General features: G+C 72.4%; 25 protein-coding genes. 15 read left to right on the plus strand and 10 right to left on the minus strand.

Annotated features, from left to right (window positions below):
• Nucleotides 1–41: 41 nt before the first annotated feature.
• The 8 genes from VB059_RS10235 (at nt 42) to ccsB (ending at nt 8,906) form a co-directional block, all read left to right on the plus strand.
• Nucleotides 42–1,586 carry a uroporphyrinogen-III synthase gene (locus VB059_RS10235; RefSeq protein ID WP_416339540.1) on the plus strand — a complete coding sequence of 515 codons (1,545 nt, stop codon included), beginning with the start codon at nt 42–44 and terminating at the stop codon, nt 1,584–1,586.
• Nucleotides 1,587–1,679: 93 nt separating this feature from the next.
• Nucleotides 1,680–2,660 carry a porphobilinogen synthase gene (gene hemB, locus VB059_RS10240; RefSeq protein ID WP_323421922.1) on the plus strand — a complete coding sequence of 327 codons (981 nt, stop codon included), beginning with the start codon at nt 1,680–1,682 and terminating at the stop codon, nt 2,658–2,660.
• 84 nt (nt 2,661–2,744) lie between these two features.
• Complete coding sequence (hemL, locus tag VB059_RS10245) at nt 2,745–4,073, plus strand: glutamate-1-semialdehyde 2,1-aminomutase (RefSeq protein WP_323421923.1); 1,329 nt, start codon at nt 2,745–2,747, stop codon at nt 4,071–4,073.
• 25 nt (nt 4,074–4,098) lie between these two features.
• On the plus strand, nt 4,099–4,749 hold the full coding sequence (locus VB059_RS10250; RefSeq protein ID WP_323421924.1) for a histidine phosphatase family protein: 651 nt from the start codon (nt 4,099–4,101) through the stop codon (nt 4,747–4,749).
• 85 nt (nt 4,750–4,834) lie between these two features.
• Nucleotides 4,835–5,395: a TlpA family protein disulfide reductase gene (locus VB059_RS10255; protein WP_416339541.1), complete on the plus strand. Its 561-nt coding sequence runs from the start codon at nt 4,835–4,837 to the stop codon at nt 5,393–5,395.
• Nucleotides 5,396–5,442: 47 nt separating this feature from the next.
• Nucleotides 5,443–6,159, plus strand: a complete 717-nt coding sequence (locus VB059_RS10260; protein ID WP_323421947.1) for a cytochrome c biogenesis CcdA family protein — start codon at nt 5,443–5,445, stop codon at nt 6,157–6,159.
• Nucleotides 6,160–6,398: 239 nt separating this feature from the next.
• A complete protein-coding gene (resB, locus tag VB059_RS10265; protein ID WP_416339542.1) occupies nt 6,399–7,892 on the plus strand; it encodes a cytochrome c biogenesis protein ResB in 1,494 nt (497 codons plus the stop codon).
• On the plus strand, nt 7,893–8,906 hold the full coding sequence (ccsB, locus tag VB059_RS10270) for a c-type cytochrome biogenesis protein CcsB (protein ID WP_323421927.1): 1,014 nt from the start codon (nt 7,893–7,895) through the stop codon (nt 8,904–8,906).
• Nucleotides 8,907–8,988: 82 nt separating this feature from the next.
• On the opposite strand, the gene VB059_RS10275 is transcribed toward ccsB, so the two are convergent.
• Nucleotides 8,989–9,642: a GOLPH3/VPS74 family protein gene (locus tag VB059_RS10275; protein ID WP_323421928.1), complete on the minus strand. Its 654-nt coding sequence runs from the start codon at nt 9,640–9,642 to the stop codon at nt 8,989–8,991.
• Nucleotides 9,643–9,709: 67 nt separating this feature from the next.
• Here VB059_RS10275 and VB059_RS10280 point away from each other — a divergent pair, with 67 nt between their 5' ends.
• The gene (locus tag VB059_RS10280; RefSeq protein WP_323421929.1) at nt 9,710–11,113 is read left to right on the plus strand and encodes a mycothione reductase; all 1,404 of its coding nucleotides are present in this window, start codon (nt 9,710–9,712) and stop codon (nt 11,111–11,113) included.
• A gap of 5 nt (nt 11,114–11,118) precedes the next feature.
• Nucleotides 11,119–12,384, plus strand: coding sequence for a glycoside hydrolase family 3 N-terminal domain-containing protein (locus VB059_RS10285; protein ID WP_323421930.1), 1,266 nt, complete (start codon nt 11,119–11,121; stop codon nt 12,382–12,384).
• Nucleotides 12,385–12,425: 41 nt separating this feature from the next.
• On the opposite strand, the gene VB059_RS10290 is transcribed toward VB059_RS10285, so the two are convergent.
• From VB059_RS10290 to VB059_RS10325, 8 genes are all read right to left on the minus strand, one after another.
• Complete coding sequence (locus VB059_RS10290) at nt 12,426–13,289, minus strand: DUF2510 domain-containing protein (RefSeq protein WP_323421931.1); 864 nt, start codon at nt 13,287–13,289, stop codon at nt 12,426–12,428.
• Between the two features lie 99 nt (nt 13,290–13,388).
• Complete coding sequence (gene pstB, locus VB059_RS10295) at nt 13,389–14,168, minus strand: phosphate ABC transporter ATP-binding protein PstB (protein ID WP_323421932.1); 780 nt, start codon at nt 14,166–14,168, stop codon at nt 13,389–13,391.
• 25 nt (nt 14,169–14,193) lie between these two features.
• Nucleotides 14,194–15,360, minus strand: coding sequence for a phosphate ABC transporter permease PstA (gene pstA / locus VB059_RS10300; protein WP_323421933.1), 1,167 nt, complete (start codon nt 15,358–15,360; stop codon nt 14,194–14,196).
• Nucleotides 15,360–16,316 carry a phosphate ABC transporter permease subunit PstC gene (gene pstC, locus VB059_RS10305; RefSeq protein ID WP_323421934.1) on the minus strand — a complete coding sequence of 319 codons (957 nt, stop codon included), beginning with the start codon at nt 16,314–16,316 and terminating at the stop codon, nt 15,360–15,362. Before pstC ends, pstA begins: the two co-directional genes overlap by 1 nt.
• Nucleotides 16,317–16,439: 123 nt before the next feature.
• On the minus strand, nt 16,440–17,543 hold the full coding sequence (gene pstS, locus VB059_RS10310; RefSeq protein WP_323421935.1) for a phosphate ABC transporter substrate-binding protein PstS: 1,104 nt from the start codon (nt 17,541–17,543) through the stop codon (nt 16,440–16,442).
• A 170-nt stretch (nt 17,544–17,713) separates the two neighbouring features.
• On the minus strand, nt 17,714–18,613 hold the full coding sequence (locus VB059_RS10315; RefSeq protein WP_323421936.1) for an NUDIX hydrolase: 900 nt from the start codon (nt 18,611–18,613) through the stop codon (nt 17,714–17,716).
• 78 nt (nt 18,614–18,691) lie between these two features.
• Nucleotides 18,692–19,570, minus strand: a complete 879-nt coding sequence (mshD, locus tag VB059_RS10320) for a mycothiol synthase (protein WP_323421937.1) — start codon at nt 19,568–19,570, stop codon at nt 18,692–18,694.
• Between the two features lie 95 nt (nt 19,571–19,665).
• Nucleotides 19,666–20,325: a winged helix-turn-helix domain-containing protein gene (locus VB059_RS10325; RefSeq protein ID WP_416339539.1), complete on the minus strand. Its 660-nt coding sequence runs from the start codon at nt 20,323–20,325 to the stop codon at nt 19,666–19,668.
• A gap of 237 nt (nt 20,326–20,562) precedes the next feature.
• Here VB059_RS10325 and VB059_RS10330 point away from each other — a divergent pair, with 237 nt between their 5' ends.
• Nucleotides 20,563–20,820 (plus strand): MoaD/ThiS family protein, encoded by a 258-nt coding sequence (locus tag VB059_RS10330; RefSeq protein WP_323421939.1) that lies wholly within the window; start codon nt 20,563–20,565, stop codon nt 20,818–20,820.
• Nucleotides 20,821–20,863: 43 nt separating this feature from the next.
• Here VB059_RS10330 and dtd read toward each other — a convergent pair whose 3' ends face one another.
• Entirely contained in the window at nt 20,864–21,310 is a 447-nt protein-coding gene (dtd, locus tag VB059_RS10335; protein ID WP_323421940.1) for a D-aminoacyl-tRNA deacylase, read from the minus strand.
• 169 nt (nt 21,311–21,479) lie between these two features.
• Here dtd and VB059_RS10340 point away from each other — a divergent pair, with 169 nt between their 5' ends.
• The 4 genes from VB059_RS10340 to VB059_RS10355 are packed head-to-tail and all read left to right on the plus strand — an operon-like array spanning nt 21,480 to nt 26,239.
• Nucleotides 21,480–21,977 (plus strand): FABP family protein, encoded by a 498-nt coding sequence (locus tag VB059_RS10340; protein WP_323421941.1) that lies wholly within the window; start codon nt 21,480–21,482, stop codon nt 21,975–21,977.
• 9 nt (nt 21,978–21,986) lie between these two features.
• Nucleotides 21,987–22,961 carry a folate-binding protein gene (locus VB059_RS10345; RefSeq protein ID WP_323421942.1) on the plus strand — a complete coding sequence of 325 codons (975 nt, stop codon included), beginning with the start codon at nt 21,987–21,989 and terminating at the stop codon, nt 22,959–22,961.
• 28 nt (nt 22,962–22,989) lie between these two features.
• Nucleotides 22,990–23,703 carry an HAD-IA family hydrolase gene (locus VB059_RS10350; protein WP_323421943.1) on the plus strand — a complete coding sequence of 238 codons (714 nt, stop codon included), beginning with the start codon at nt 22,990–22,992 and terminating at the stop codon, nt 23,701–23,703.
• Nucleotides 23,704–23,722: 19 nt separating this feature from the next.
• Nucleotides 23,723–26,239, plus strand: coding sequence for a glycoside hydrolase family 65 protein (locus tag VB059_RS10355; protein WP_323421944.1), 2,517 nt, complete (start codon nt 23,723–23,725; stop codon nt 26,237–26,239).
• Nucleotides 26,240–26,254: the final 15 nt, after the last annotated feature.

Raw genomic sequence — 26,254 nt, forward strand, 5'->3', positions numbered from 1 at the left:
TCGTGGGCACCGGCCCCGGCGACCCCGACCTGCTGACCCTGATGGCCGTCCAGACCCTGTCCGACGCCGATGCGGTGATCATGGACAGCGCCGATCTGTCCGCCATCCTCGACCACCCCGCCGTACATCTCAAAGCAGGTGTCACCCCCGAGTGCCTCGCCTGTCACCACGACGGCCGCCCGCTCACCCCCTCCAATCGCGCCAAGGAGGTGCTCCGGCTCGCGAACCGGGGCCAGCGGGTCGTACGCCTCGTCAAGGGTGACCCGTTCATGGACGCCAACGTCGCCGACGAGGCCGCGGTGTGCGTCAAGGGTGGGATCGACTTCGAGATCGTCCCGGGGGTCTCCTCGCTCACCGCGGTCCCCGAGTACGTCGGCATCGCGCTGAACAACGCGGACGGCATCCACTTCGTCTCCGCCACCGACGGCACCTTCACCAGGGCCCAGTCCGCCCAGTGGGCGCCGACCGGCACCCTGGTGGTGAACGCCCGGGTCGACGTCGTCGCCGATATCGCCGAGGCGGCCATGTCGTCGGGCCGGCCGGCGACCGAGGCCGCGCTGGCGGTCCTCGGCGGCGGGTCCACGGCCCAGACCACGGTGCTCACCACGCTGGTGCAGCTGGCCGAGGCGGTGCACGCCGCCGGCCTCGCCGACAGTGCCCTGGTGCACGTGATGATCGGCCCCGCGGTCGAGCAGCGCGACGACCTGACCTGGTACGAGTCCAAGCCGCTGTTCGGCTGGCGGGTGCTGGTGCCCCGGACCAAGGATCAGGCCGGCCCGCTGGTCACCCGGCTGCGGACGTACGGGGCGATGCCCGAGGAGGTGCCGACCATCTCGGTCGAGCCGCCCCGTAGCCCCCAGCAGATGGACAAGGCGATCCGCGGACTGGTCGAGGGCCGGTTCGAGTGGGTCTGCTTCACCTCGGTGAACGCCCTGAAGGCCGTCCGGGAGCGGTTCGAGCAGTACGGGCTGGACGCCCGGGCGTTCTCCGGGCTCAAGGTCGCCGCGGTCGGTGTCACCACCGCGAACGCGCTGCGGGCCTGGGGCATCGAGCCCGAGATCGTGCCGACCGGTGAGCAGTCCGCCCGCGGTCTGGCGGCCGAGTTCCCGCCGTTCGACCCGGCGCTCGACCCGATCAACCGGGTCTTCCTGCCCCGGGCCGACATCGCCACCGAGACCCTCAAGGCCGGGCTGACCGCGCTGGGCTGGGAGGTCGAGGACGTGACGGCCTACCGGACCGTCCGGGCCGCTCCGCCGCCCGCACCGGTGCGCGAGGCGATCAAGACCGGCCAGTTCGACGCGGTCGTCTTCACCTCCTCCTCGACCGTCCGCAACCTGGTCGGCATCGCCGGCAAGCCGCACGCCTGCACGGTGATCGCCGCGATCGGCCCGCGGACCGCGAAGACCTGCGAGGAACACGGGCTGCGGGTGGACGTGATCGCCCCGACCCCGTCGGCGGTCGGGCTCGCCGACGCGCTGGCCGGCTTCGCCGCGGACCGTCGCGACGGCTATCTGGCGAAGGGCCAGCCGGTGCCGAAGCCGTCGGAGACCCGCCGCGGGGCACGGTCGCGCAGGCGTACGTCCTGAACCCGCTCGTCCCGACCCGAGCCTGCTCCTGACGTCCTGAGCCGGCTCTTCCCGACGCCCCTCCCGGGCGCCCGCTCAACCCTGGAGGCCAGCATGTCCCTTCCGTACCGTCCGCGTCGTCTGCGCACCAGCCCCGTCATGCGGGCGATGGTCGCGGAGACCTCGGTCGCGCCGAGCAAGCTCATCCACCCGGCGTTCGTCGCCGAGGGGCTCACCGAGGCGCGGCCGATCTCCTCCCTGCCCGGCCAGTCCCAGCAGACCCTGGACGGCATCCGCCGCGACGCCGAGGAGTGCGCGGAGCTCGGCCTGGCCGGGATCATGCTGTTCGGCGTTCCGCAGCACAAGGACGCCACCGGGTCCGGGGCGCTGGCCGAGGACGGCATCCTCAATGTCGCCACCGCGGCGGTCCGGGACACCGTCGGGGACGACCTGCTGGTGATGACCGACGTCTGCCTCGACGAGTTCACCGACCACGGCCACTGCGGGGTGCTGGCCACCGACGGCAGCGTCGACAACGACGCGACCGTCGAGCGGTACGCCCGGATGGCGGTGATGCACGCCGACCGGGGCGCCCACGTGGTCGCCCCGTCGGGGATGATGGACGGACAGGTGGGCGCGATCCGCGCCGCACTCGACGCGGCGGGACACCAGGACGTGGCGATCATGGCCTACTCCGCGAAGTACGCCTCCGCCTTCTTCGGGCCGTTCCGCGAGGCCGTCGGCTCCTCGCTGCGCGGCGACCGGAAGACCTACCAGCAGGACCCGGCCAATGCCCGCGAGGCCATGGTCGAGGTCGAGCTGGACCTGGCCGAGGGCGCCGACATCGTGATGGTGAAGCCGGCCCTGCCGTACCTCGACGTGCTGTGCCGGGTGCGCGAGGCGGTGAACGTCCCGGTCGCCGCCTACAACGTGTCCGGTGAGTACGCGATGGTCGAGGCCGCCGCGGAGAAGGGCTGGATCGACCGGGAGCGTACGGTCCGCGAGATCCTCACCTCGATCCGCCGGGCCGGTGCCGACACCGTCCTCACCTACTGGGCCCGCGACTTCGCCCGCTGGGAGCGTGCCGCGCACTGAGCCCACGCTGCGGTGGCGTTCGCGGTCGCGTCGGTGGGGAACGTACGCTGGGGATGCCCAGCCACCCTGCAGGAGGTCCGATCGATGCCGTCGTTGTCCACCGAGGAGTCAGCCGCTCTCTATGAGCGCGCCGCGAAGGTGATCCCGGGTGGGGTGAGCTCCCCGGTGCGCGCCTTCCGCGCCGTCGGTGGCACGCCGCGGTTCATCCGGTCGGCCAGGGGGGCGTACGTCACCGACGTCGACGGCAACGAGTACGTCGACCTGGTCGGCTCCTGGGGGCCGATGCTGCTGGGGCACGCGCATCCCGAGGTGCTCGACGCGGTCGCCCGGGCGGCCGCGGACGGCACCTCCTTCGGCGCCCCGACCGGCGCCGAGGTCGACCTGGCCGCCGAGATCATCGCCCGCACCCCGGTCGAGCAGGTCCGGCTGGTCAACTCCGGCACCGAGGCGACGATGTCCGCCCTGCGGCTGGCCCGCGGCGCCACCGGCCGGGACAAGGTGATCAAGTTCGAGGGCTGCTACCACGGCCACGTCGACTCGCTGCTCGTCGCCGCCGGCTCCGGTGCCGCGACCCTCGGTCACCCGTCGTCCCCGGGCGTCACGGCGGCCACCACCGCCGACACCATCGTCTGCGGCTACAACGACCGGGCCGGGGTCGAGCGGGCCTTCGCCGAGCACGGCGAGGAGATCGCCTGCGTGATCACCGAGGCCGCCGCCGGCAACATGGGCGTCGTGCCGCCCGCCGAGGTCGACGGGGAGAACTTCACCGCCTTCCTGGCCCGGATCGCCCACGCCCACGGCGCCCTGCTGATCACCGACGAGGTGATGACCGGCTTCCGGGTCTCCCGCTCCGGCCAGTGGGGCCTCGACGGCCAGCACGGCGATCTGATGACCTTCGGCAAGGTGATGGGCGGCGGCTTCCCGGCCGCGGCCTTCGGCGGTCGCGCCGACCTGATGCAGCAGCTGTCCCCGGTCGGCCCGGTCTACCAGGCGGGCACGCTGTCCGGCAATCCGGTCGCCACCGCCGCCGGGCTCACCACGCTGCGGCTGGCCACCGACGAGGTGTACGCCCAGATCGACGCCAGCTCCGCGCTGCTGCGCGCCGAGATCGGCAAGGCCCTCGATGCCTTCCAGGTGCCGCACGTCATCCAGCACTCCGGCAACCTCTTCTCGGTGTTCTTCACCCCCGAGGGGGTCACCGCGGTGCCCGACTGGTCGGTCTCCTCGACGCAGCGCCAGGACGTCTTCGCGGCCTTCTTCCACGCCCTGCTCGACAACGGCGTCTATCTCGGCCCGTCCTGCTTCGAGGCCTGGTTCCTGTCCGCCGCCCACGACGACGCGGCGATGGACCGCATCCTCGACGCGCTGCCCCGGGCCGCCGCGGCCGCCCGGCTCGCGATGACCGCCGCCTGACGCGCCGAGCCGACCGGGAGCCACGATGACCCACGCCCTCGTCCACCTCTGCCGTCACGGCCAGGTGCACAACCCCGAGCACGTCCTCTACGGGCGACTGCCCGACTACCACCTCTCCGACCTCGGCCGGGCGATGGCCGACCGGTTGGGGGAGCACTTCACCGGGCGTGACCTCGCCCACCTGCGCGTCTCGCCGCTGGAGCGGGCCCAGGAGACGATGGCCCCGATCGCCGCGGCGCACGCCACCCTGCCGGTGGTGACCGACGAGCGGGTGATCGAGGCCTGGAACCACCTCCAGGGTCACGTCCTCAACGGCCTCGACTCCGACCTGCGCGACCCGCGGCTGTGGCACTACCTGGTCAACCCGCTGCGGCCCTCCTGGGGCGAGCCGTACGCGACGCAGGTGCAGCGGATGTCGGCGGCGATCCGGGACGCGGCCGTCGCCGCCGACGGGCACGAGGCGGTCATCGTCTCCCACCAGCTGCCGATCTGGATGGCCCGGCGCAGCGCGGCGGGCCAGCACCTGGTGCACAACCCGCTGCGCCGCGAGTGCACGCTCGCCTCGGTGACCACGCTGGAGGTGACCGACGGGGCGATCCGGTTCGTCGGATACGCCGAACCGTGCCGGGACCTGCTCCCGGTCAAGCAGCGGAAGGGGTTCGTCGCCGGTGCCTGATCCTCGCGTCTCCCGTGTCCCTCGGGCCTCCCGGGTCCCTCGCCTCCGCCGGGTCTCCCGCACCGCGCGGGCCCTCGCGGCCACGCTGCTGTCGGTGGCGCTGGCCGGCTCGCTGGCCGCCTGCGGGGGCCGTACGAACGACTCCACCGCCTCCACCCAGGGCGGCTTCGTCAGCGGCGACGGGGGCGTGACCATCCTGCCGGTGGCCAAGCGGCCGGTGGCCCCGGTGGTCAGCGGCCCGACGCTCGGCGACGAGCAGACCGCCCTGACCACCAAGGCATCGGCCGGCAAGGTGCTGGTGCTCAACGTCTGGGGCTCGTGGTGCGCGCCCTGTCGGGCCGAGGCGCCCGACCTCGTCCGGGCCGCCGCGGCGACCCGGGACCGGGCCGACTTCATCGGGCTGAACACCCGTGACCTCGACCCGATCCCGGCCAAGGCGTTCGTCCGCAGCTTCGGGATCGGCTATCCCAGCATCTACGACCCGTCCGGCAAGCTGCTGCTGGAGTTCTCCAGCCAGCTGCCGCCCTCGGGCATCCCGTCCACCCTGGTGGTGGACAAGGACGGCAGGGTCGCGGCCCGGATCATCGGCAAGACCACCGAGGCGACCCTGGTCGGCGTCATCGACGACGTGGCGGCCGGCAAGTGATCCCGCTGGACCTCGCCGGGTGGGCGACCCAGGCGGTCGGCGGGTCGATGCTGCTGGCGATCCCGGTGGCGGCGCTGGCCGGTCTGGTGTCCTTCTTCTCCCCGTGCGTCGTCCCGCTGCTGCCGGGCTACCTGTCGTACGCCACCGGCCTGGGGGCGGCCGACGTGCTCCAGGACGGGCGCAGCCACCGCGGCCGGATGCTGCTCGGCAGCTCGCTGTTCGTGCTGGGCTTCGCCGTCGTGTTCGTCGCGGCCGGGGTCGCCGCCGGCACCCTGGGCCGGGTCCTGCTCACCTACCAGGACATGATCTCCCGGGTGATCGGGGTGCTGGCGATCGTGCTCGGGCTGATGTTCGCCGGGGTGATCCCGCTGGGCGACCGGGACCTGCGGATCCACCGGCTGCCGCGGGCCGGCCTGGCGGCGGCGCCGGTGCTGGGCTTCGTCTTCGGCCTGGGCTGGACGCCGTGCATCGGCCCCACCCTGTCGATGGTGCTCACCCTGGCGATGAACGAGGGCAGCGCGGTGCGGGGTGGCCTGCTGGCGTTCATGTACGTGCTGGGGCTCGGCATCCCGTTCGTGGTGGCGGCGCTGGCCTTCACCCGGATGCAGGCGGTCGTCGGCTTCGTCCGCCGCCACCAGCTGGCGGTGCTGCGGATCGGCGGGATCTCGATGGTGGTCGTCGGTGTGCTGCTGGTGACCGGGCTGTGGGAACGCCTGATGGGGTTGATGCGGATCTGGGCCGCCGGCTTCGGGACCGTGCTGTGACCGGCGTGGGACGGAGCGGTGTGGGACAGGGCGGCGTGGCGGAGAGTGCTGTGAACGAGGGAGCGGGTGTGAGCGAGGACAGGCCGGCGGGCGACGCGCGGGGGACCGAGGCGGGGGCTGCGACGACCGCGGGACGCCGCCGGGCCCGGAAGCCGAAGCAGCCCCGGACCCCGGCCGAGAAGCCGGCGGCACTGACGCTGCGGGAGACCGGCCGCTGGATCTGGACCCAGCTGACGTCGATGCGGACCGCCCTGGTGCTGCTCTTCCTGCTCGCCCTGGCGGCCATCCCGGGAGCGATCGTGCCGCAGAAGGCGATCGCCCCGGCCAAGGTGCTGGACTTCCGCAGCGCGAACCCGCAGCTGTCCAAGATCTACGACGCGCTCGGGCTGTTCAACGTCTACACCTCGCCGTGGTTCTCGGCGATCTACCTGCTGCTGTTCATCTCGCTGATCGGCTGCATCCTGCCGCGGATCCGGGTCTACGTGCGGGCCCTGCGGGCCGAGCCCCCGGCCACCCCGAGCCGGCTGGACCGGCTGCCCGAGTCGGCGACCACCAGCACCGCCCGGAGTGCCGACGAGGTGCTCGACGCGGCCGCGGCGGTGCTGCGCCGCAAGCGCTTCCGGGTCGTCCGCCGGGATGGCTCGGTGGCCGCCGAGCGGGGCTACCTGCGCGAGTTCGGCAACCTGCTGTTCCACCTGAGCATGCTGGTGCTGCTGGTCGGCATCGCCTGGAGCACCCTGTTCGGCTACAAGGGCTCCTCGATCGTGGTGACCGGCCAGGGCTTCTCCAACAACGTCACCCAGTACGACGACTTCACCGGCGGCGGGCTGTTCCGGGACAGCTCGCTGGCGCCGTTCTCGCTGACCCTGGACGCCTTCACCGTACGGTTCGAGACCGGCCCGGTGCAGACCGGCGCGGCCCGGCAGTTCACCGCGAAGGTGACGGTCACCGACCGGCCCGGCGCCACCCCGCACCCCGAGACCCTCGAGGTCAACCATCCGCTGTCGGTCAACGGCACCGACGTGCACCTGATCGCCCACGGGTACGCCCCGGTGGTGACGGTCACCGACGGGAACGGCAACGTCGCGTTCAACGGCCCGGTGGTGTTCCTGCCCCAGGACGGCAACTTCACCTCCACCGGCGCGATCAAGGCCCCCGACGCCCGGCCCGAGACCCTCGGCTTCCAGGGCTTCTTCCTGCCAACCGCGACGGTCGACATGAAGGGCCCGCACTCGCTGTTCCCCGACGCCCTGGTGCCCCAGCTCTTCCTCAACGCCTGGGCCGGGACGCCCCGGCCGGAGACCGGGACCCCGTCGAGTGTCTACACGCTCGACACCACCGCGATGACCCAGATCAAGGACGCCGAGGGCAAGCCGGTCGCCGTACGCCTCAAGGAGGGGGAGTACTTCGACCTGCCCGACGGCCGTGGCCGGCTGACCTTCGTCGGCTGGCAGCGCTGGGCCAAGCTGCAGGTGTCCTCCAGCCCGGGCCTGCCGCTCACCGTCGGGTCGGTCGCCGCCGCGATCCTGGGACTGATGCTGTCGCTGTTCATCCGGCCCCGCCGGATCTGGGCCCGGGCCACCGCGGACGGTGACGGCCGCACCCTGGTCGAGATCGGCGGCCTGGACCGTGCCGATGCACGGACCGGACTCGACGACGAAGTGGCGGCGGTGCTGGCGGTGATGGATGATCCGGGGGAGGATGTACCCCAGACGTCCGAAGGGATGGAATAGATGGACTTCGCGGCCTATTCGAACCTGGCGATGATGACCGCCTGGCTGCTGTACCTGGTGGCCATGGCCGTCTTCGGCGTCGAATGGGCGATGGCCCGCCGGGTGCCCGCCGAGGCGACGGTCGACGAGAAGGCCGCCACCGAGAAGGCGCCGGCCGAGGCGGAGGCCGTCCTGGTCGGCGCCGGCGCGCCCGTCACCCCCGCCGGGACCGGCACGCCGCACAGCGTACGCACCTCGGTGGAGAGCGCCCCCGCTCCCGCCCCGGAGCAGAGCGACCGCTGGGGCCGGCTGGCGATGGCCCTCACCGGGATCGCCTGGCTGAGCAACGCCCTCGGCGCGATCTTCCGTGGCATCGCCGCGCAGCGGTTCCCCTGGGGCAACATGTACGAGTTCACGATCACCACGATCGCGTTCATCGTGCTGGCCTATCTGGTGCTGGCGCAGCGCTTCCGGATGCGCTGGCTCGGTCTGCCGGTGACCCTGCTGGCCACCATCGGGGTCGGACTCGCCGTCGAGGTCTTCTACGTCGCGGTGGCCGACCTCGTGCCCGCCCTGCACTCGATGTGGTTCGTCGTGCACATCGTCGCCGCCTCCATCGCCGGCGCGCTGTTCAACCTCGGCAGCCTGCTGTCGATCCTCTACCTGCTGCGCCGCCGCTCCGACGAGAAGGGCGCCACCCGCGGCTGGCTGGCCCAGCTGCCCGGCCCGAAGACGCTCGACCTGTGGGCCTACCGGACCACCGCCATCGGCTTCCCGCTGTGGACGTTCGCCGTGGCCGCCGGCGCGGTCTGGGCCCAGTACGCCTGGGGCCGGTTCTGGGGCTGGGACCCGAAGGAGACCTTCTCCCTGGTCACCTGGGTGATCGTCGCCGCCTACCTGCACGCCCGGCTGACCGCCGGCTGGAAGGGCACCCGGGCCGCGATCCTGTCGATCATCGTGCTGGTCGCGTTCTGGTTCAACTTCATCGGCGTGAACCTGATCTTCTCCGGCCTGCACTCGTACGCCGGCATCTGAGCGCGTACCCCGGCCGCTGAGCTGACGGCCCGGTCACCGGTCCGTCAGCCGGCCGGGTCGGTCAGATCGCCGCCAGGCCTGGTCAGGCCGCCGAGGCCTGCTGGGCGGCCCGGATCCGGTGGACGGTGCTCGCCACCCAGGAGGCCTCCCGGACCTGCGCCGCGAGTCGCCGGATCGACCGCACCCGTGGGGTGAGCCCCATCCGGCGCGCCACCGGCGCCACCGCACCGATCGCACTGAGCAGTGCGGTGGTGGAGGCACACTCCATGTCGCCGGTCGCCTCCCGGTAGGTGGCCGAGGTCCACCAGTGCCCGAGCCGCTCCTCGAACGGCTCGCGGGCGTCGGGCGTACGTGACGGCCACTCGTCGATCGGCACCATCACCAGCACCCGGCCGACCCGGTGCGACACCACGCCGCGCTGCTCCAGCCGCTCGTAGAGGGCCCGGCGGATGCCCGCCTTGATCCGGTGGACGGCCGCCACCGGCCGCCGGTCCGCCCCGGACAGGGAGGCCAGCACCCGGTCCAGCACATCGTCGCCGGTCGGGGAGGCGTCCAGCACCCGGATCCGGCCCGGCCGCTGCGGCCGGTCGGGGTCATCGACGTCGATCCGACCGGTCCGCCACAGCTGCCCCAGCACCGACCCGGCCAGCGCCAGGTCCGCCATGTTCCAGGGGACGACCAGGCGGCCGGTGCGCTGGTCGGTGAGCAGCAGCAGGAGGTTCTCGGCCCAGAGCATGCCCCCACTCTAGGTGGGCGCCGGTCGTCGCCGGCCGGTCGTGACCGCAGTCACTACAGTGGGGCCCATGCGTCATTTCGACCTGTGTGTGATCGGCACCGGCTCCGGCAACAGCATCGTGGACGAACGGTTCGCCGACCGCAGGGTCGCCATCATCGACGCCGGCGTCGGCCCGGACCGGGTCTTCGGCGGCACCTGCCTCAATCTCGGTTGCATCCCGACGAAGATGTACGTCCACCCGGCCGACCTCGCTGCCGGTGCCGACCACGCCCGCGCCCTCGGTGTCGATCTGCGTCTCGACGCGGTGCGCTGGCGCGACATCCGGGACCGGATCTTCGGCCGGATCGACCCGATCTCGGCCGCCGGCCGCGACTGGCGCGCCGGTGGCCTGGCGAACGTCGAGCTGCTGACGGGCCGGGCCCGGTTCACCGGTCCGCGGGCCCTGCAGGTGACCGGGGCGGACGGTGGCGTACAGGACCTCACCGCCGACCGGATCGTCATCGCCGCCGGCTCCCGGGTCCGGCTGCCGCAGGTCCCGGGGGCGGACCGGGTGGTGCTGCACACCAGTGAGACGGTGATGCGGATCGACGAGCTGCCCCGCGAGATGGTCATCCTCGGCGGCGGGTTCGTCGGTCTGGAGTTCGCCCACGTCTTTGCGTCCTTCGGCGTCGACGTCACCATCCTCAACCGGTCCGGCACGCTGCTGCACCACGAGGACGAGGACGTCGCCCGGCGGGTGACCCAGCTGGTCTCCGAGCGCGGCCACGTCCACCTCGCCCAGCACCTCGACTCCTTCGCGCCGCTGCCGGGCGGCCGGATCAGGGTCACCGCGACCGGACCGAGCGGTCCGCGTGCGTACGACACCGACCTGGTGCTGGTGGCGATCGGGCGGATCCCGAACGGCGACACCCTGGGCGTCGAGGCGACCGGGCTGACCCTGACCGACGACTGCCGCATCCCGGTCGACGCCGAGCAGCGCACCGGTGTCGAGGGGATCTGGGCGCTCGGCGACGTCTCCTCGCCCTACCAGCTCAAGCACGTCGCGAACGCGGAGGCGCGCACCGTGCAGCACAACCTGCTGCACCCCGACGACCCGGTCACCACCGACCACCGGTTCGTCCCGCACGCCGTCTTCGGCCGGCCGCAGGTGGCCGCCGTCGGCCTGACCGAGCAGGCCGCCCGCGAACAGGGCATCCGCTACGTCACCGCCACCCAGGACTACGCCGACGTCGCGTACGGCTGGGCGATGGAGGACCGCGGACACTTCTGCAAGCTGCTCGCCGACCCCGCCACCGGCCGGCTGCTCGGGGCCCACCTGGTCGGTCCGGAGGCCTCGGTGCTGATCCAGCCGCTGCTGCAGGCGATGAGCTTCGACCTCGACGCCCGCACCCTCGCTCGCGGCCAGTACTGGATCCACCCGGCGCTGCCCGAGGTCGTCGAGAACGCCCTGCTCGCCCTGCCCTGGCAGTGATCGACATGACCCGCCACGTCTCCCGCTCACCGCTGCGCCGCGCCCTGCTGTCGGTGGGCCTCGCGGTCGCCGCGATCGGCCTGGCCTCCTGCGCCGGCAGCACCGGCCCGTCGCCGACCGCGGTACCGACGCCGTCCGGCCCCACCGCCGCCGGCTCCGCGTCCGCCTCCGTGCCGGCGTCGCCGTCCGGCGCTCCCGCGGTGCCGAGCGTGCTGCCCGCCGACAGCTGCCGACTGGCCGTCGACGCGATGCCCCCGGCCCAGCAGGCCGGCCAGCTCGTGATGGTGGGCTACGACCTCAGGAACGACAACACCCCCGCGGCGGGGGAGCTGATCCGCTCCCAGCGGCTCGGCGGGGTGCTGCTGATGAACACCACCGACGGTGGGGTGACCCAGGTGCGGTCGGTCACCGACGCGCTGCGTCGGGCGGCCGGCACCGACACGCCGGGCCCGCTGATCGCCGCGGATCAGGAGGGCGGGCAGGTGAAGCGGCTGTCCGGCCCGGGCTTCGCGGCGATGCCGTCGGCGGCCGAGCAGGGTCGGATGAGCACCGCTACGCTGACCGCGTCGGCCCGCCAGTGGGGCGCCGACCTGCACCGGGCCGGCGTCGACGTCGATCTGGCTCCGGTGGCCGACGTCGTCCCGCCCGACCTCGCCTCGGTCAACCAGCCGATCGCCCGCTACGGCCGCGGCTTCGGACACGACCCCGCCACGGTCAGCAGCCACGTGGCCGCCTTCGTCACCGGGATGCGCGACGGCGGCACCGCGACGGCGGTGAAGCACTTCCCCGGCCTGGGACAGGTGGTCGGCAACACTGACGTCACCAACGACGTCACCGACACCCGGACGACCCGCCACGACCCGCTGCTGGCCCCCTTCGCCGCGGGGATCGGCGCCGGCACCGACATGGTGATGGTGTCCTCGGCGCGCTACACCCGGATCGACCCCACCCACCCCGCCCTCTGGTCGCCGGTGGTGATCGAGGACATGCTGCGCGGTGACCTCGGCTGGCAGGGCGTGGTGATCTCCGACGACCTCGGCGTGGCGGCACAGGTCGCGTCCGTGCCGGCGGGGGAGCGGGCCGTACGCTTCGTCGACGCCGGCGGCGACATCGCGGTGACGGTCGACCCGAAACTGGCCGACGACATGGCCGGCGCCCTCGCCGACCGGGCCGGCGCCGACCCGGCCTTTGCGGCCAAGGTCCGGGCCGCCACCGTACGGGTCCTCGACCTCAAGGCCCACCGGCACCTCGCTTCCTGCCGGCCCGCCTGAGCCCGGCCGGACTGAGCCCCGCCGGGCCCGGGTGCCGGGGCTCAGCCGTCCACCCGCAGACCGGCCAGGGCCTGCCGAGCGGGCTCGAGCAGCGTGGGCGTGGTGTCGGGGATGGAGGCGTAGAAGATGCCCGAGCTGGACGGCCCGGTGCTGACGATCGCCACGATCAACCGTTCACCCTTGGTGTCGAGCCCCCGCAGATCGAAGGAGAGCTTCGACTCGACCAGCCAGGCGTCGTGGCCGTCGATCGTGGTGGCCTCGTTGCGGACATCGGCACGGGTGACCTGCGCGTTGCCGTAGAAGCGGCCGATGACGCAGTCGACGACGATCCGGGAGCCGTCCTGCGGGCTGAAGAAGCCGTCACCGGCGTAGAGGTCGCCGACCATCACGGTCGCCACCCAGGAGCTGCCCCGACCGTCGAAATCGGGCTGCACCAGCACCTCCTGCTGGTGGGTGTCCCGGGCGAACGGCACGTCGGGCGCCGGTAGCACCGCACCGAACGGGGCGGCCAGCTGCGGGAAGGACAACTTCCCGCCGTGCACCCGGCCGTCCTGCGGCTGGGCCGAAGCGGTCGGGGTCTGCCCGGTGGCCGGCGGACAGACCTGGGTGGTCGCCTGGCCACCGGCGGAGGTGAACGGGGCCAACGTCCCGGCGAGGCGGACGACGCCCACGACGACCAGCGCCATCACCACGACGATCGCCGCGGCGGCCAGCCACCAACCGGCCGCCCGGGGCCGCGACCCGGTCGGCCCGGGTGACGGGGTGGGCCCGCCGGGTGGGGTGGCGCCGGGCGGCGGGGAGAACGGGTCCCGGGACACGGCGGTGGTCCACCGCGCGCCGTCCCAGAACCGGTACCTGCCCGGGGCACCGGAGGGATCGGGGTACCAGCCCGGCTGTGTGCTCACGCCCCGAGTGTACGAGTCGGGGGCCGGTCCTCCCCGGGACCGACCCCTGGACCCCTGGCCCGGCGTGCTGGCGTGTCGGCGTGCTGCTGTGCGTACGGATCAGCCGAAGCGGCCGGAGACGTAGTCCTCGGTCTGCTTGTTGGCAGGATTGGAGAAGATCCGCTCGGTGTCGTCGTACTCCACCAGGTGGCCCGGCTTGCCGGTGCCGGCGATGTTGAAGAAGCCGGTCCGGTCGGAGACGCGGGCCGCCTGCTGCATGTTGTGGGTCACGATCACGACGGTGTACTGCTCCTTGAGCTCCTCGATCAGGTCCTCGATGGCGAGGGTGGAGATCGGGTCGAGCGCGGAGCACGGCTCGTCCATCAGGATCACCTCGGGCTCGACGGCGATCGTCCGGGCGATGCAGAGGCGCTGCTGCTGGCCGCCGGACAGGCCGGAGCCGGGCTTGTCGAGACGGTCCTTCACCTCGTTCCACAGGTTCGCGCCGGTCAGCGAGTGCTCGACGATCTCGTCGGCGCGTGAGGGGCTGAGCCGCCGGCCGTTGATCTTGTACCCGGCGAGCACGTTGTCGCGAATCGACATCGTCGGGAACGGGTTCGGCCGCTGGAAGACCATGCCCACCATGCCGCGGACGTTGACCGGGTCGACCCCGGGACCGTAGATGTCGTCGTCGTCGAGCAGCAGCTGACCGCTGACGCGGGCCCCGGGGATCACCTCGTGCATCCGGTTGATGCTGCGCAGGAAGGTGGTCTTGCCACAGCCCGAGGGCCCGATGAACGCGGTGACGGTGCGCGGCTCGATCTCGATGTCGACGCCCTCGACGGCGAGGAAGTCGCCGTAGTAGACGTTGACGTCCTTGGCCTGGATTCGCTTGGACATTGCTTTCCTTCGTGTCTGTCGGAGCTCAGCGGCCCGAGGTCTTCGGCGCGAACCGACGGGCGATGATGCGGGCGGCGAGGTTGAGGAGCATCACCACGATGATCAGCACCAGGGCCGCACCCCAGGCGCGGTCCGTCGACGGCTGGGCGGCGGCGGGTGCCGTCGGGTTCATCAGCTGGCGGTAGATGTACACCGGTAGGGTCATCATCCAGCCGTTGAAGAGGTTCCAGTTCACCTGGGTGGCGACACCGGCGGTGACCAGGATCGGTGCCGTCTCACCGACCACCCGGGCGATGGCCAGGGTGATGCCGGAGGCGATGCCGGAGATGGCCGTCGGGATGACCACCTTGAAGATCGTCCGCCACTTGCGGATGCCCAGGGCGTACGACGCCTCGCGCAGCTCGTTCGGGACGACCCGCAGCATCTCCTCGGTGGAGCGGACGACCACCGGGATCATCAGCACCGACAGGGCGATCGCCGCGGTGATGCCCATGATCTGGCGGCCACCGGAGATGCCGCCGTTGGCCCAGTCGAAGAAGGTCAGCATGATGCCGGCGGCGAACAGGCCGGCGACGATCGACGGGATGCCGGTCATCACGTCCACCAGGAAGGTGATCGTCCGGGTGAACCAGCCGCCGTGGCTGTACTCGACCAGCCAGATGGAGGTGAGCAGCCCGATCGGGACCGAGATCACCGTGGCGGCGACGGTGATCAGCAGCGAGCCGATCAGCGCGTGCTGGATGCCACCCATCAGCGGCGCGCCGCGCTGGACGGTGGCGCGGTCCGCGACGCCGGACACCGAGGACATGTCGCTGATCAGGAAGCCGGGGTGGAGCAGGGCCGGGGCGCCGACCGAGACGACCGTCCAGATGATCGAGACCAGCGGGACCAGCGCCAGGAAGAAGGCCAGCCACACCAGTGTTCCCCAGAAGGTGTCGAGGGCGTGGCGCGGGCCCGCGGTGACGTACGCCCAGGCGCTGTGGCCGAGCAGGAAGGCCAGCGCGGTGACGACGGCGAACCCGGTCCAGGTCCACCCGAGGAGGAGCGAGACGACCAGGCCGATGACGATGGCACCCCCGAGGGCTGCCGGGCGGGACCAGCGGGGCGCCCGGCCGGCGGTGAGGGTCCTGGCCGGGCCGGCCGACCGCTGGGGCCGGGGCGTCTCGTGCGGGGACTGGGTGAGCGTGGACATCAGTTGGCTCCCGAGAACTCGGCGTAGTGGCGCACGATCCAGCGCGCGATCATGTTCACCAGCAGGGTGATGATGAACAGGACCAGACCGGCGGCGATCAGCTCGCTCTGACGCATCCCGTACGCCTCGGGGAAGTTCAGCGCGATCTCGGCCGGGATGGTGTTGTTGCCGGCCCCGATCAGGTTGGGCGTGAGGGCTCCGCGGGAGAGCACCAGGGTGACGGCCATGGTCTCGCCGAGCGCCCGGCCCAGGCCGAGCATCAGGGCGGACACGATGCCGTTGCGGGCGAACGGGAAGACCGAGGCCCGGATCATGTCCCACTTGGTGGCGCCCAGGGCGAGCGCGGCCTCCTGGTGGAGGCTCGGCGTCTGCAGGAAGATCTCGCGGCACTGGGAGGTGATGATCGGCAGGATCATCACGGCCAGGACGAGCGCGGCGGTCAGCAACGTACGACCCGTGGTGGACGGGGTGCCGAAGAGCGGGATGAAGCCGAGGTGTTCGTGCAGCCATTTGTAGCCGGGCACCAACGCCGGGCCGAAGACGGTGAAGCCCCAGGCGCCGTAGACGACCGAGGGGATCGCGGCGAGCAGGTCGATGACGTACCCGACGGTCTTCGAGATCCGGGCCGGGGCGTAGTGCGAGATGAACAGCGCGACACCGATGGCGACCGGGGTGGCGACCAGCAGCGCGATGAACGCCGCGATCAGCGTGCCCACCACCAGCGGGCCGACGTAGGCCCAGAAGGACGTGCCGCTGGACAGCTGGGACGGCGCTGCGGTCATCGCCGGCAACGACTGGAAGATCAGGTACAGGGTGACCAGGGCGAGCACGACGAAGATGAGGATGCCGGCGCCCAGTGTCAGGCCGTTGAAGATCCTGTCGCTCGCCCGCCCTGCGGCGCCGCCGCGGGCCAGGTCTCCTGGCGTGTCGGGGGGAGTCACAGTGCTCTCGGACATGCTTCCCTCCTTTGCTGGTGTGGGAGTGACAGGACGGGGGACGACGGACAGCCGTCGGGCGCCAGGAGGCGCTCGACGGCTGTCCGGTTGATCATTCTATCACGGATGGTGACTCCTGGTGCATCAGGCGTTCTTGATGGAGGCGATCGCGGCCAGGGCTTCCTTCTCGGTGTCACCCGAGAGGGGGGCGGAGCCGGCGGCGTCGGCGGCGGCCTGCTGACCCTCGGCCGACAGGGCGTACGTCCCGAAGGCCTTCACCCGGTCAGCGGTCGCCTGGTCCTTGTAGGTGGTGCAGTAGATGTGGTAGGAGAGCAGCACGATCGGGTAGGCCGTGGCGTCCTTCGAGGTGCGGTCGATCTTGACGGCCATGTCCTGCGGGGCCTGGCCACCGACCTTCTTCGCGGCGGCGACGGTCCTGGCCGCGGCCTCCGGGGAGTACTTGACGTAGCTGTCGCCGACCTTGACGGCGACGGTGCCCAGGCTGCCGATCGCCGACGCGTCGGCGTAGACGATGGCGCCCTCGGTCGACTGGGCCAGGGAGACCACACCGGTGGTCTGCTGCGCCGACTCCTGGCCGGTGTACTTGGCGGGCCAGGTCTGGGCGGCCTTGTCCGGCCACGCGTCGGGGGCGGCCTGGCTCAGGTAGTCGGTGAAGTTCTGCGTGGTGCCCGAGTCATCGGCCCGGTGCACGACGGTGATCTTGGTGTTCGGCAGGGCGACGCCCGGGTTCTGGTCGGCGATCGCCGGGTCGTTCCAGGTGGTGATCCTGCCGGCGAAGATCTTGGCGATGGTGGCGGCGTCCATCTGGATGTTCTGCTTCACCGAGGGCAGGTTGTAGGCCACGGCGATCGGCGAGATGTAGGCCGGGACGCTGAAGGCACCGTCGGTGCCGCAGATGGCCTTCGACTTCTCCCACTCGTCGGACTTCAGCGCGGCGTCGGAGCCGGCGAACAGGTACTGACCGTTGAGGAAGCCGGTACGACCGGAGCCGGAGCCGACCGGGTTGTACTGGACCGTCACACCGGGCTGGGCCTTCTTGAAGCCGTCGATCCAGGCGGTCACAGCGGACTCCTGGGCGGACGAGCCACCGCCGGACAGGGTCCCGGTCAGGTCGCCCGCCGTCTTCGAGGCGGAGGCACCGGGCTGGGCGGAGGTGGAGCAGGCCGACAGGCCGAGGACCAGAGCGGTGGCAGCAGCGACGGAAGCGCCGACTCGCGAGATCTTCACGAAATTCCCTTCGGGATGATGAGTGTCGAGCAGGGGCCGTACGGGGTGGTCCCTGAGCGGGACGTTAGGCCGGGGCGGTGACGCAATGTCGTTGCTGGGGTGAACCCAGGGTGAACAGCGAGCCCGTTGCGGTCACGATTCGGTCACGTACCCGTCCCGTCGACCCCGACTCAGCCCTCCTCGGGCATCTCGAAGTGGTCCGGTGCGACCGCGTCCACGCCCTCGGCCGTGACGTAGGTGACCAGGACGTCGGCGGTGCCGAACGGCCGGTCGGCGACCCCGAGGGCGGCCAGCATGGTCGGCAGCACCGGCCGGTGTCCGCAGACGGCGGTGGGCAGTGCCCCGGTCCCGGCCCGGACGGCCAGCTCCCGGGTCGTCCGCGCGGCCGCGCCGGACCCGGCGGCGTCCTCGTCGAACTCGGCGTGGGTCGTCGTCGTCAGTCCGGCGGCCGCCGCGTAGGGGGCCAGGGTGTCGGTGCAGCGTACGGCCCGGGAGCTGTCCAGGGCCCGGACACCGAAGGCGCCGAGCAGCGGGACGAGGGCCAGGGCCTGCCGCTCGCCGCGGCCGGTCAGCGGCCGGCGGCGGTCCTCCCGGCCCCACTTCGCCCGGGTCAGCGCCTTGGCATGCCGGACGACGACGAAGGGCACCAGGTCATGTCGCTCGACGGCCTGGCGGACCAGACAGCGGTCGGAGTCGAAGGTCAGCATCCGGGCCGCCTCGTCGGTCGCCACCCAGCGGACGTCGTCGGTCTCGTCGTCGGTCGGCAGCGCCCCGTCGCCGACCGGGTGGCCGACCCACCAGTGGACCTCCTTGGGCAGGCCGTTCACCGGATAGGCGGTGGTGTCCAGCCGGGCGCCGAGCCGCACCTGCCAGCCGGTCTCCTCGCGCACCTCCCGGACGGCCGTCACCGGCAGCTGCTCGCCGGCATCCACGTGCCCCTTCGGCAGCGACCAGTCGTCGTAGCGGGGGCGGTGGACGACGAGCACCTCGGTGCCGCCCTCGACGGTCGGCGACGGACGGAGCACGACGGCACCGGCGGCCAGCACCGGACTCGGGCTCGGACTGCTCATGGGGGGTGAGGCCTGTTCTCGCGGGGATCGGTGCCTGATCGGGCACCGGGCGGGGTCCATCCTAGGGTGTGCGATCGGTCAGGCGGGGACGTACATCACGTCCTTGTGGGTGGTCCGGAAGCCGTGCGCCCGGTAGAGCCCCATCGCCGCCTGCTGATCGCCCTCGACGTAGAGCAGCACCCGCTGGCCGTGCTCGTCGGCCATGTGGCGCATCCCCGCGCGCAACAGGGCCTTGCCGACACCCCCGCCGTGGACGTCCGGGTCGACGGCCAGCACGTACACCTCCCACAGGGCGGTGTCGTGGCGCTTCGTCCAGTGGAAGCCGACCAGCCGCCCGTCGCGCTCGGCGACCAGGAGGTCCTGCATCCGGAACCACGGCTCGGCGCTGCGGGCCGCGAAGTCCGCGGCGTCCATCGCGCCCTGCTCCGGGTGGTGGGCGAAGGCGCGGGCGTTGATGTCGAGCAGCGCGGCCCGGTCCGCGGGCCGGAACTCGCGGATCGTCACCCCCTCGGGCGGCCGGGCCGGGCGGATGTCGTCCAGCGGGGTCTCCATCACCAGCAGTTCGCGGGCCGGGCGCAGCTGCCGGGCATCGGCGAACGCGCGCGAACCGGGCAGGTCGCCGAAGGCCCACAACGCCCCGGTGGCCCCGTCCGGCACCGCCGCCAGTGCGATGTCCAGGACGGCGGAGCCGATCCCGGTGAACCGCGCCTCCGGCGCCACGGCGAGCTGGATCGTCTCCAGGTCGCCGGTGCGGAGCAGATTGGCGTACGCCTCGGGTCCGGCCGGGCCGATCACCAGGACGTGCCGGGCGGTGTGCACCCCGGGCTCGAGGCTCATCCGGGCGGCTTCGTTGAGCGGGTCCGTCCCGTCGACCGCGGTCACCTCCGCCGCGAGGGCCAGCACCAGCGCCCGCTGGGTGTCGTCGAGGTCGTCGAGGAGCTGCGGCTCGTAGGGCATGTGGTCACCGTAGCCAGCCCCGGCAGGCGGGTCCAGCCTCCCCGGCCGGTCCGGCCGCCGGGATGCCCACTGTCACCGGGCGCCGCCACCGGGTGCTACTGGTTGCCGCCCTCCGGGACCAGGCGGTAGCCGACGTTGCGGACGGTGCCGATGATGCCCTCGTGCTCGGGGCCCAGCTTGGCCCTCAGCCGCCGGACGTGGACGTCGACCGTACGGGTACCGCCGAAGTAGTCGTAGCCCCAGACGTCGGCGAGGAGCTGCTCGCGGCTGAACACCCGCCCGGGGTGCTGCAACAGGTACTTCAGCAGCTCGAACTCGGTGTAGGTGAGATCCAGCGGCTGGCCGTTGACCGACGCCGCGTAGCTGGCGTCGTCGATGGTCACGCTGCCCGCGGAGATCACCTCGTCGCGGCCGACCGGCGAGGTCACCAGGCGCAGCCGCGCCTCGAGCTCGGCCGGCCCGGCGCTGGCCAGCACGAAGTCGTCGAACCCCCAGTCGGTGGACAGGGCGGGCAGCCCGCCCTCCGCGGTGACCAGCAGGATCGGGGCGTGTCGGCCGCTGGTCCCGATCACCCGGGTCAGGGCGCGGGCCGCGGTGAGGGCCGTGGTGGCGTCGACGAGGATCACGTCCGGCAGCTGGGCGTGCAGGAGGACGGCCGCCTCGAGCGGCGCCAGGGCGACCTGGTGGGGCAGCAGGGCCAGTGACGGCAGCACACTCTCCGTGTCGCCGCGCGTCGTCATCAGCAGTAGCAGCACCGTGTCCACCTCCCGGGAGAAAAGTACCGCGACCGCGACCGCCGGTGATGCCGGATCACCGCCGACGGCGCGGCGCCGACGCGGCCGCCCGGTGTCAGCGCGTCGATCGCGCCGATCCACGCCATCAGAGCGCAACAGGCTTGTAACCCACCCGGAACATCGCGGCAGTCCCCCGGCACCGCCCCGGGTGGGCCCGGGGGACTGCCCGGGCCCGGGGCGGGGTGGGAGGATGTCCCCATGGCGAGGGTCACCATCCGATACTGGGCCGGCGCGCGCGAGGCGGCCGGCGTCGACGTCGAGACGTTCGAGGCGGCGACCGTCGAGGACGCGATCGCCCTGGCCGAGCACGGGCGCGGCGGGGACGCCGAGTTCGCCCGGGTGCTCGGGCTGTGCTCCTTCCTGCTCGACGGCCGGCGGGTGGGGCCGGCGGACCGGACCCGCCCGCTCACCGACGACGTCGAGCTGGAGGCGCTGCCGCCGTTCGCCGGCGGGTGAGGACCCCGCGGTCCCGCGGCTCAGCGCCCCGCGGTCCCGCGGCTCAACGCAGTGGCGGCAGCGGGGGCTGGTCCAGGATCAGCGTGACCGGCCCGTCGTTGATCGACGAGACCTGCATCATCGCGCCGAACTCACCGGTCTCCACCCGGGCGCCGAGGTCGCGCAGCGCGGCGACGAACGACTCGACCAGCGGTTCGCTGACCGGGCGCGGGGCGGCGGCGCTCCATCCGGGCCGGCGGCCCTTGCGGGTGTCGGCGTAGAGGGTGAACTGGGAGACGACCAGGATCGGCGCGTCGAGCTCGGCGCAGGATCGCTCCTCGGCCATGATCCGCAGGTTCCAGATCCGCTCCGCGAGCCGGTGGGCGTACGCCTCGGTGTCGTCGTGGGTGACCCCGAGCAGGACCAGCAGTCCGGGGCCCTCGACGGCACCGACCGTCCGTCCCCCGACCGTCACCGACGCCTCACCGACCCGTTGGACCACCGCTCGCACGCCGACGACCCTACCCGGCTGGTGTGCCGCCCTAGACTGGGCCGGTGGCGACCTTCTGCTCGGCACTCCTGATCGGGTTGTGCGCGCTCGTGGGCCTGCTGGCCCTCCACGGGATCGTCCGCCTGCTCAGGCACAGGCCCTGAACCTCCCCGACAAGGACGGAACTGACATGTTCGAGATTCGCCCCGATCTCTCGCCCGCGCTGATGCCGATCGCCTGGATGATCGGCCGCTGGGAAGGCACCGGCAAGGGCCAGTGGCCCGGCGAGGGTGAGTTCGAGTACGGGCAGGTGGTCGAGTTCACCGAGAACGGCGGTGACTACCTGCACTACCTCTCGCAGACGTTCGTCGCCGACGCGGACGGCCGCCCGCTGGCGCCGCGGTCGATGGAGACCGGCTTCTGGCGGCCGCAGGCCGACCGGACCCTCGAGGTGGTGATGTGCCATCCGGAGGGGTGGTCCGAGGTGTGGTTCGGCAACATCGAGGGCGCGAAGATCGAGCTGGTCACCGACGCCGTCGCGCGTACGGTCACCGCCCCCGGCTACACCGGCGGGCAGCGGCTCTACGGCCAGGTCGACGGCGACCTGCTGTGGACCTTCGACCGGTCGACCACCGAGCACGAGCTGCAGCCCTATCTGTGGGCCCGGCTGAAGCGCACCGCGGTCTGAGGAGGGGCGATGGGACTCGTACGCGCCGACACGGGCCTCGACACCGGGGCCGTGGTGCACTGCGGCGACCCGGTCCGCGAGCAGCGTGCTCTGGACGCCGGCACCGGCTGGGTCGACCTGTCCCACCGCGGGGTGTTCACCGTCGCGGGACCGGACCGGCTGACCTGGCTGCACGCCATCACCACCCAGCACCTCACCGCGCTGGCACCGCACCGCGGCACCACCGCACTGCTCCTCGACCCCACCGGGCACATCGACCACGCGCTGTTCCTCGTCGACGACGGCGAGGTGCTGTGGGGCCACACGGAGCCCGGCCGGGTCGGTGACCTGGTCGCGTTCCTGGACCGGATGCGGTTCCTCAGCCGGGTGGAGGTCACCGATCGTACGGCCGAGGTGGCGGTGGTCTGGACCGTCGAGGACCCCACCGGTTTCCCGGCGGCCCTGATCACCCGCCGTGCGGACGACTCGCTGGGCGGCACCGACCTGTTCCTGCCCCGGGCGGCGCTGGACCGGCTCACGGACCGGCCGCACCGGGCCGGGCTGTGGGCGTACGAGGCGCGGCGGATCGCCGCCGGGATCGCGCGGATCGGCCTGGACACCGACGAGCGCACCATCCCCAACGAGATCGGCGTGCTGGGCGGGGCGGTGCACATGGACAAGGGCTGCTACACCGGTCAGGAGACGGTGGCCCGGGTGTGGAACCTCGGCCGGCCCCCGCGTCGGCTGGTCCGGCTGCAGCTGGACGGGTCGATGGACCGGCTGCCGGGTCACGGCGAGCCGGTCGCGCTGCGCGACGACCCGGACCGGGTGATCGGTGTCGTCGGGTCCTCGGCCCGCCACCACGAGCAGGGCCCGATCGCGCTCGCCCTGGTGAAGCGCTCCACCCCCCTCGACGCGCCGCTGGTGGTCGGGGAGGTGGCCGCCGCCCAGGAGGTGCTGGTCGACCCCGAGGTCGGTCTGCATGTCCGGCCCGGTCGTGGCTGAGTCGGTGCGGCGGCCTACAGTGACGCCCATGGACTGGCGTTCTGTCGATGCCGCACTGTTCGACCTGGACGGGGTGATCACCCCCACGGCCGAGGTCCACCTGCGGGCCTGGGCCGAGCTGTTCACCGCCGCGCTGCCGCCGGACGTCGCGCCGTGGAGCGACGCCGACTATTTCGCCCACGTCGACGGGCGCCAACGGTCCGACGGGGTGCGCGCCGTGCTCGCCTCCCGCGGTCTCACCCTGCCGGAGGGCGACCCGGACGACCCGCCGGGGGCCCGTACGGTCCACGGCCTGGGCAACCGGAAGAACGACGCCTTCCTGACCGTGTTGCACCGCGACGGGATCGCCGGCTACCCGGGCTCGGTGCGGCTGCTGGACTGGTTGGCCGGCCGGGGCATCAGGGTCGGCCTGGTCTCCTCCTCGCGCAACGCCCGCGCCGTGCTCGGGGCGGCCGGCCTGGCCGACCGGTTCCCGGTGGTCGTCGACGGGCTGGTCGCCGCCGAGCTCGAGCTGGCGGGCAAGCCCGCCCCCGACACCTACCGGTACGCCGCCCGGCTGCTCGGCGTGCCGGAGCGGAGGGCCGTCGTGGTCGAGGACGCGGTGTCCGGGGTGGCCGCCGGGCGGGCCGGGGGCTTCGCGCTGGTGGTCGGGGTGGACCGCGGGGTCGGCGAGCCCGCCCTGCGCGAGGCCGGGGCGGACATCGTGGTCACCGACCTCGCCGACCTCATCCCCACCGCCTGACCCCGAAGCGAGGACCACGATGCGCTCATCGCAGGACGCCCACACGCCGCCGGACCCGGTCGATCCGCTGGACCGGACCCGGTTCCCGCTCGACGAGTGGCGGCTGGTGGAGACCTGGCCGGACCGGGCCGACCTGGGCCGCACCGAGACGCTGTTCGCGGTCGGCAACGGCTACCTCGGCATGCGCGGCAACCCGGAGGAGGGCCGGGAGAGCTTCGCACACGGCACCTTCGTCAACGGGTTCCACGAGACCTGGCCGATCCGGCACGCCGAGGAGGCGTACGGCTTCGCCCGGGTCGGGCAGACGATCGTCAACGCGCCCGACACCAAGGTGATGAAGCTCTACGTCGACGACGAGCCGATCAACATCCCGGTCGCCGACCTCGAGGAGTACGAGCGCTCCGTCGACTTCCGCGACGGTGTCCTGCGCCGCCACATCATCTGGCGCACCCCGGCCGGTAAGTCGGTCCGGATCGACACCACCCGGATGGTGTGCATGACCGAGCGGCACCTGGCGGTGATGACGATGGAGGTCACCCTGCTGGACGCCGACGCCCCGGTGGTGATCTCCTCCCAGATCCTCAACCGCCAGGACGGCCAGGACGAGTACCACATGCGGTCGGCCGCGGACGGGCTCGACCCGCGCCGCGCGGAGGGTCCGGACCGGCGGGTCCTCGAGCCGCAGATGAACTGGACCAAGGGCCTGCGGGCGATGCTCGGCTTCCGCGCGGCCGAGTCGGGGATGACGCTCACCGTCGGCATCGATCACACCGTCGAGACGGACAACGACTGTGAGTCGCTGATCATGTCCGAGGACGACGTGGCGAAGGTGATCCTGCGGGTCCGCGCCGAGCGCGGCCGGCCGATCCGGCTGGTCAAGTACGCCGCGTACCACACCTCGCGGAGCGTGCCGGTGCGCGAGCTGATCGACCGGGTCCGGCGCACCCTGGACCGGGCGATGGTGACCGGGGTGGCGCAGTACCGGGCCGGCCAGCGCGCCTGGTACGACGGGTTCTGGCGGGACGCCGACGTGGTGGTGGGCTCCGACCCGGCGCTGCAGCAGGCGATCCGGTGGAACCTGTTCGAGCTCGCCCAGGCCTCCGCACTGACCCAGACGTACGGCATCCCGGCCAAGGGTGTCACCGGCTCCGGCTACTCGGGGCACTACTTCTGGGACGCCGAGATCTACGTCCTGCCGTTCCTCACGTACACCATGCCGGAGGTGGCCCGCAACGCCCTGCGGTTCCGCTACCTGATGCTGGACGACGCGCGCCGACGCGCCGATGAGATGGCCACCCGGGGCGCGCTCTACCCGTGGCGGACGATCAACGGCGAGGAGGCCTCCGCCTACTACGCGGCGGGCACCGCGCAGTACCACATCGATGCCGACATCGCCTACGCCCTGAACCGCTATGTCGAGGCCACCGGCGACGTGGACTTCCTGCTCCGCGAGGGCATCGACGTGCTGGTCGAGACCGCCCGGATGTGGGCCGACCTCGGCTTCTGGACCGACAACGGTGCCGAGGTCTTCCACATCCACGCGGTGACCGGCCCGGACGAGTACACCACCGTGGTCAACGACAACCTCTTCACCAACGTGATGGCCCGGCACAACCTGTGGCTGGCCGGCGATGCCGTGGCCACCCTGGCCACCGCCTGGCCGGAGGCGTACGAGCGGATGGTCAAGCGTCTCGGCCTGCGCGAGGACGAGGTGGAGGAGTGGCGCCGGTGCGCCGACCACCTGGCCATCCCGTTCGACGACCACATCGGCGTGCACCCCCAGGACGCCCACTTCCTCGACCGCGAGGTGTGGGACCTGGGCGCGACACCGCCCGACCGGTTCCCGCTGATGCTGCACTACCACCCGCTGGTGCTCTACCGCTTCCAGGTGCTCAAGCAGGCCGACGTCGTGCTCGCGATGCTGCTGCAGGGCGACCAGTTCCCGCTGGAGCAGAAGCGGGCCGACTTCGAGTACTACGACCCGATCACCACCGGCGACTCGACGCTGTCCAGCGTCGTCCAGGCGATCATCGCCGCCGAGGTCGGCTACCAGGAACTGGCCCTGCGCTACTTCTACGGTGGCCTGTTCGTGGACCTCGCCGACCGGCACGGCAACACCGCCGACGGGGTGCACGTCGCCTCCACCGGGGGCGTCTGGCTGGCGCTGACCGCGGGGTTCGCCGGGATGCGCGACCACCACGGAAGGCTGTCCTTCGACCCCCGGCTGCCGGCACGCTGGGACTCGATGACCTTCCGGCTGCGCCGCCGCGGCGGCTCGATCGGGATCGAGCTGCGCCGCGACGCGCTGACCGTCACGCTGCTGGAGGGGACGTACGAGACCTTCGAGGTGCGTGGCGAGTCGTACGAGGTGCGCGAGGACCGGCCCTGCGTCCGGGTCCCGCTGGCCGACCAGGGACCGCTGGTGCCCGGGCCGGTGCCGCCGCAGACGGTGATCGGCGTCCGCCGCGACGGCAGCCGGATCACCGCCGGCGTGCCCGGCACGTTCCCGGGCTCCCTGCGCGAGCCGGGTCAGTGACGGCGCGCGCCCCGG

Origin of the sequence: Raineyella sp., assembly GCF_034933565.1 — a bacterium.
Taxonomy (GTDB): Bacteria; Actinomycetota; Actinomycetes; order Propionibacteriales; family Propionibacteriaceae; genus Raineyella.

Bases quoted from the DNA above. Each gene is read 5' to 3' on its own strand.
- pstB (WP_323421932.1), bottom strand. From the start codon at position 14,168: ATGTCCAAGCGAATCCAGGCCAAGGACGTCAACGTCTACTACGGCGAC.
- VB059_RS10345 (WP_323421942.1), top strand. From the start codon at position 21,987: ATGGGACTCGTACGCGCCGACACGGGCCTCGACACCGGGGCCGTGGTG.
- hemB (WP_323421922.1), top strand. From the start codon at position 1,680: ATGTCCCTTCCGTACCGTCCGCGTCGTCTGCGCACCAGCCCCGTCATG.
- mshD (WP_323421937.1), bottom strand. From the start codon at position 19,570: ATGCCCTACGAGCCGCAGCTCCTCGACGACCTCGACGACACCCAGCGG.
- VB059_RS10275 (WP_323421928.1), bottom strand. From the start codon at position 9,642: ATGCTCTGGGCCGAGAACCTCCTGCTGCTGCTCACCGACCAGCGCACC.
- VB059_RS10330 (WP_323421939.1), top strand. From the start codon at position 20,563: ATGGCGAGGGTCACCATCCGATACTGGGCCGGCGCGCGCGAGGCGGCC.
- pstA (WP_323421933.1), bottom strand. From the start codon at position 15,360: ATGTCCACGCTCACCCAGTCCCCGCACGAGACGCCCCGGCCCCAGCGG.
- pstC (WP_323421934.1), bottom strand. From the start codon at position 16,316: ATGTCCGAGAGCACTGTGACTCCCCCCGACACGCCAGGAGACCTGGCC.
- ccsB (WP_323421927.1), top strand. From the start codon at position 7,893: ATGGACTTCGCGGCCTATTCGAACCTGGCGATGATGACCGCCTGGCTG.
- VB059_RS10285 (WP_323421930.1), top strand. From the start codon at position 11,119: ATGACCCGCCACGTCTCCCGCTCACCGCTGCGCCGCGCCCTGCTGTCG.
- VB059_RS10250 (WP_323421924.1), top strand. From the start codon at position 4,099: ATGACCCACGCCCTCGTCCACCTCTGCCGTCACGGCCAGGTGCACAAC.
- VB059_RS10260 (WP_323421947.1), top strand. From the start codon at position 5,443: ATGCTGCTGGCGATCCCGGTGGCGGCGCTGGCCGGTCTGGTGTCCTTC.
- VB059_RS10355 (WP_323421944.1), top strand. From the start codon at position 23,723: ATGCGCTCATCGCAGGACGCCCACACGCCGCCGGACCCGGTCGATCCG.
- VB059_RS10280 (WP_323421929.1), top strand. From the start codon at position 9,710: ATGCGTCATTTCGACCTGTGTGTGATCGGCACCGGCTCCGGCAACAGC.
- VB059_RS10340 (WP_323421941.1), top strand. From the start codon at position 21,480: ATGTTCGAGATTCGCCCCGATCTCTCGCCCGCGCTGATGCCGATCGCC.
- VB059_RS10350 (WP_323421943.1), top strand. From the start codon at position 22,990: ATGGACTGGCGTTCTGTCGATGCCGCACTGTTCGACCTGGACGGGGTG.
- hemL (WP_323421923.1), top strand. From the start codon at position 2,745: ATGCCGTCGTTGTCCACCGAGGAGTCAGCCGCTCTCTATGAGCGCGCC.
- VB059_RS10315 (WP_323421936.1), bottom strand. From the start codon at position 18,613: ATGAGCAGTCCGAGCCCGAGTCCGGTGCTGGCCGCCGGTGCCGTCGTG.
- VB059_RS10235 (WP_416339540.1), top strand. From the start codon at position 42: ATGGCCGTCCAGACCCTGTCCGACGCCGATGCGGTGATCATGGACAGC.
- resB (WP_416339542.1), top strand. From the start codon at position 6,399: ATGCGGACCGCCCTGGTGCTGCTCTTCCTGCTCGCCCTGGCGGCCATC.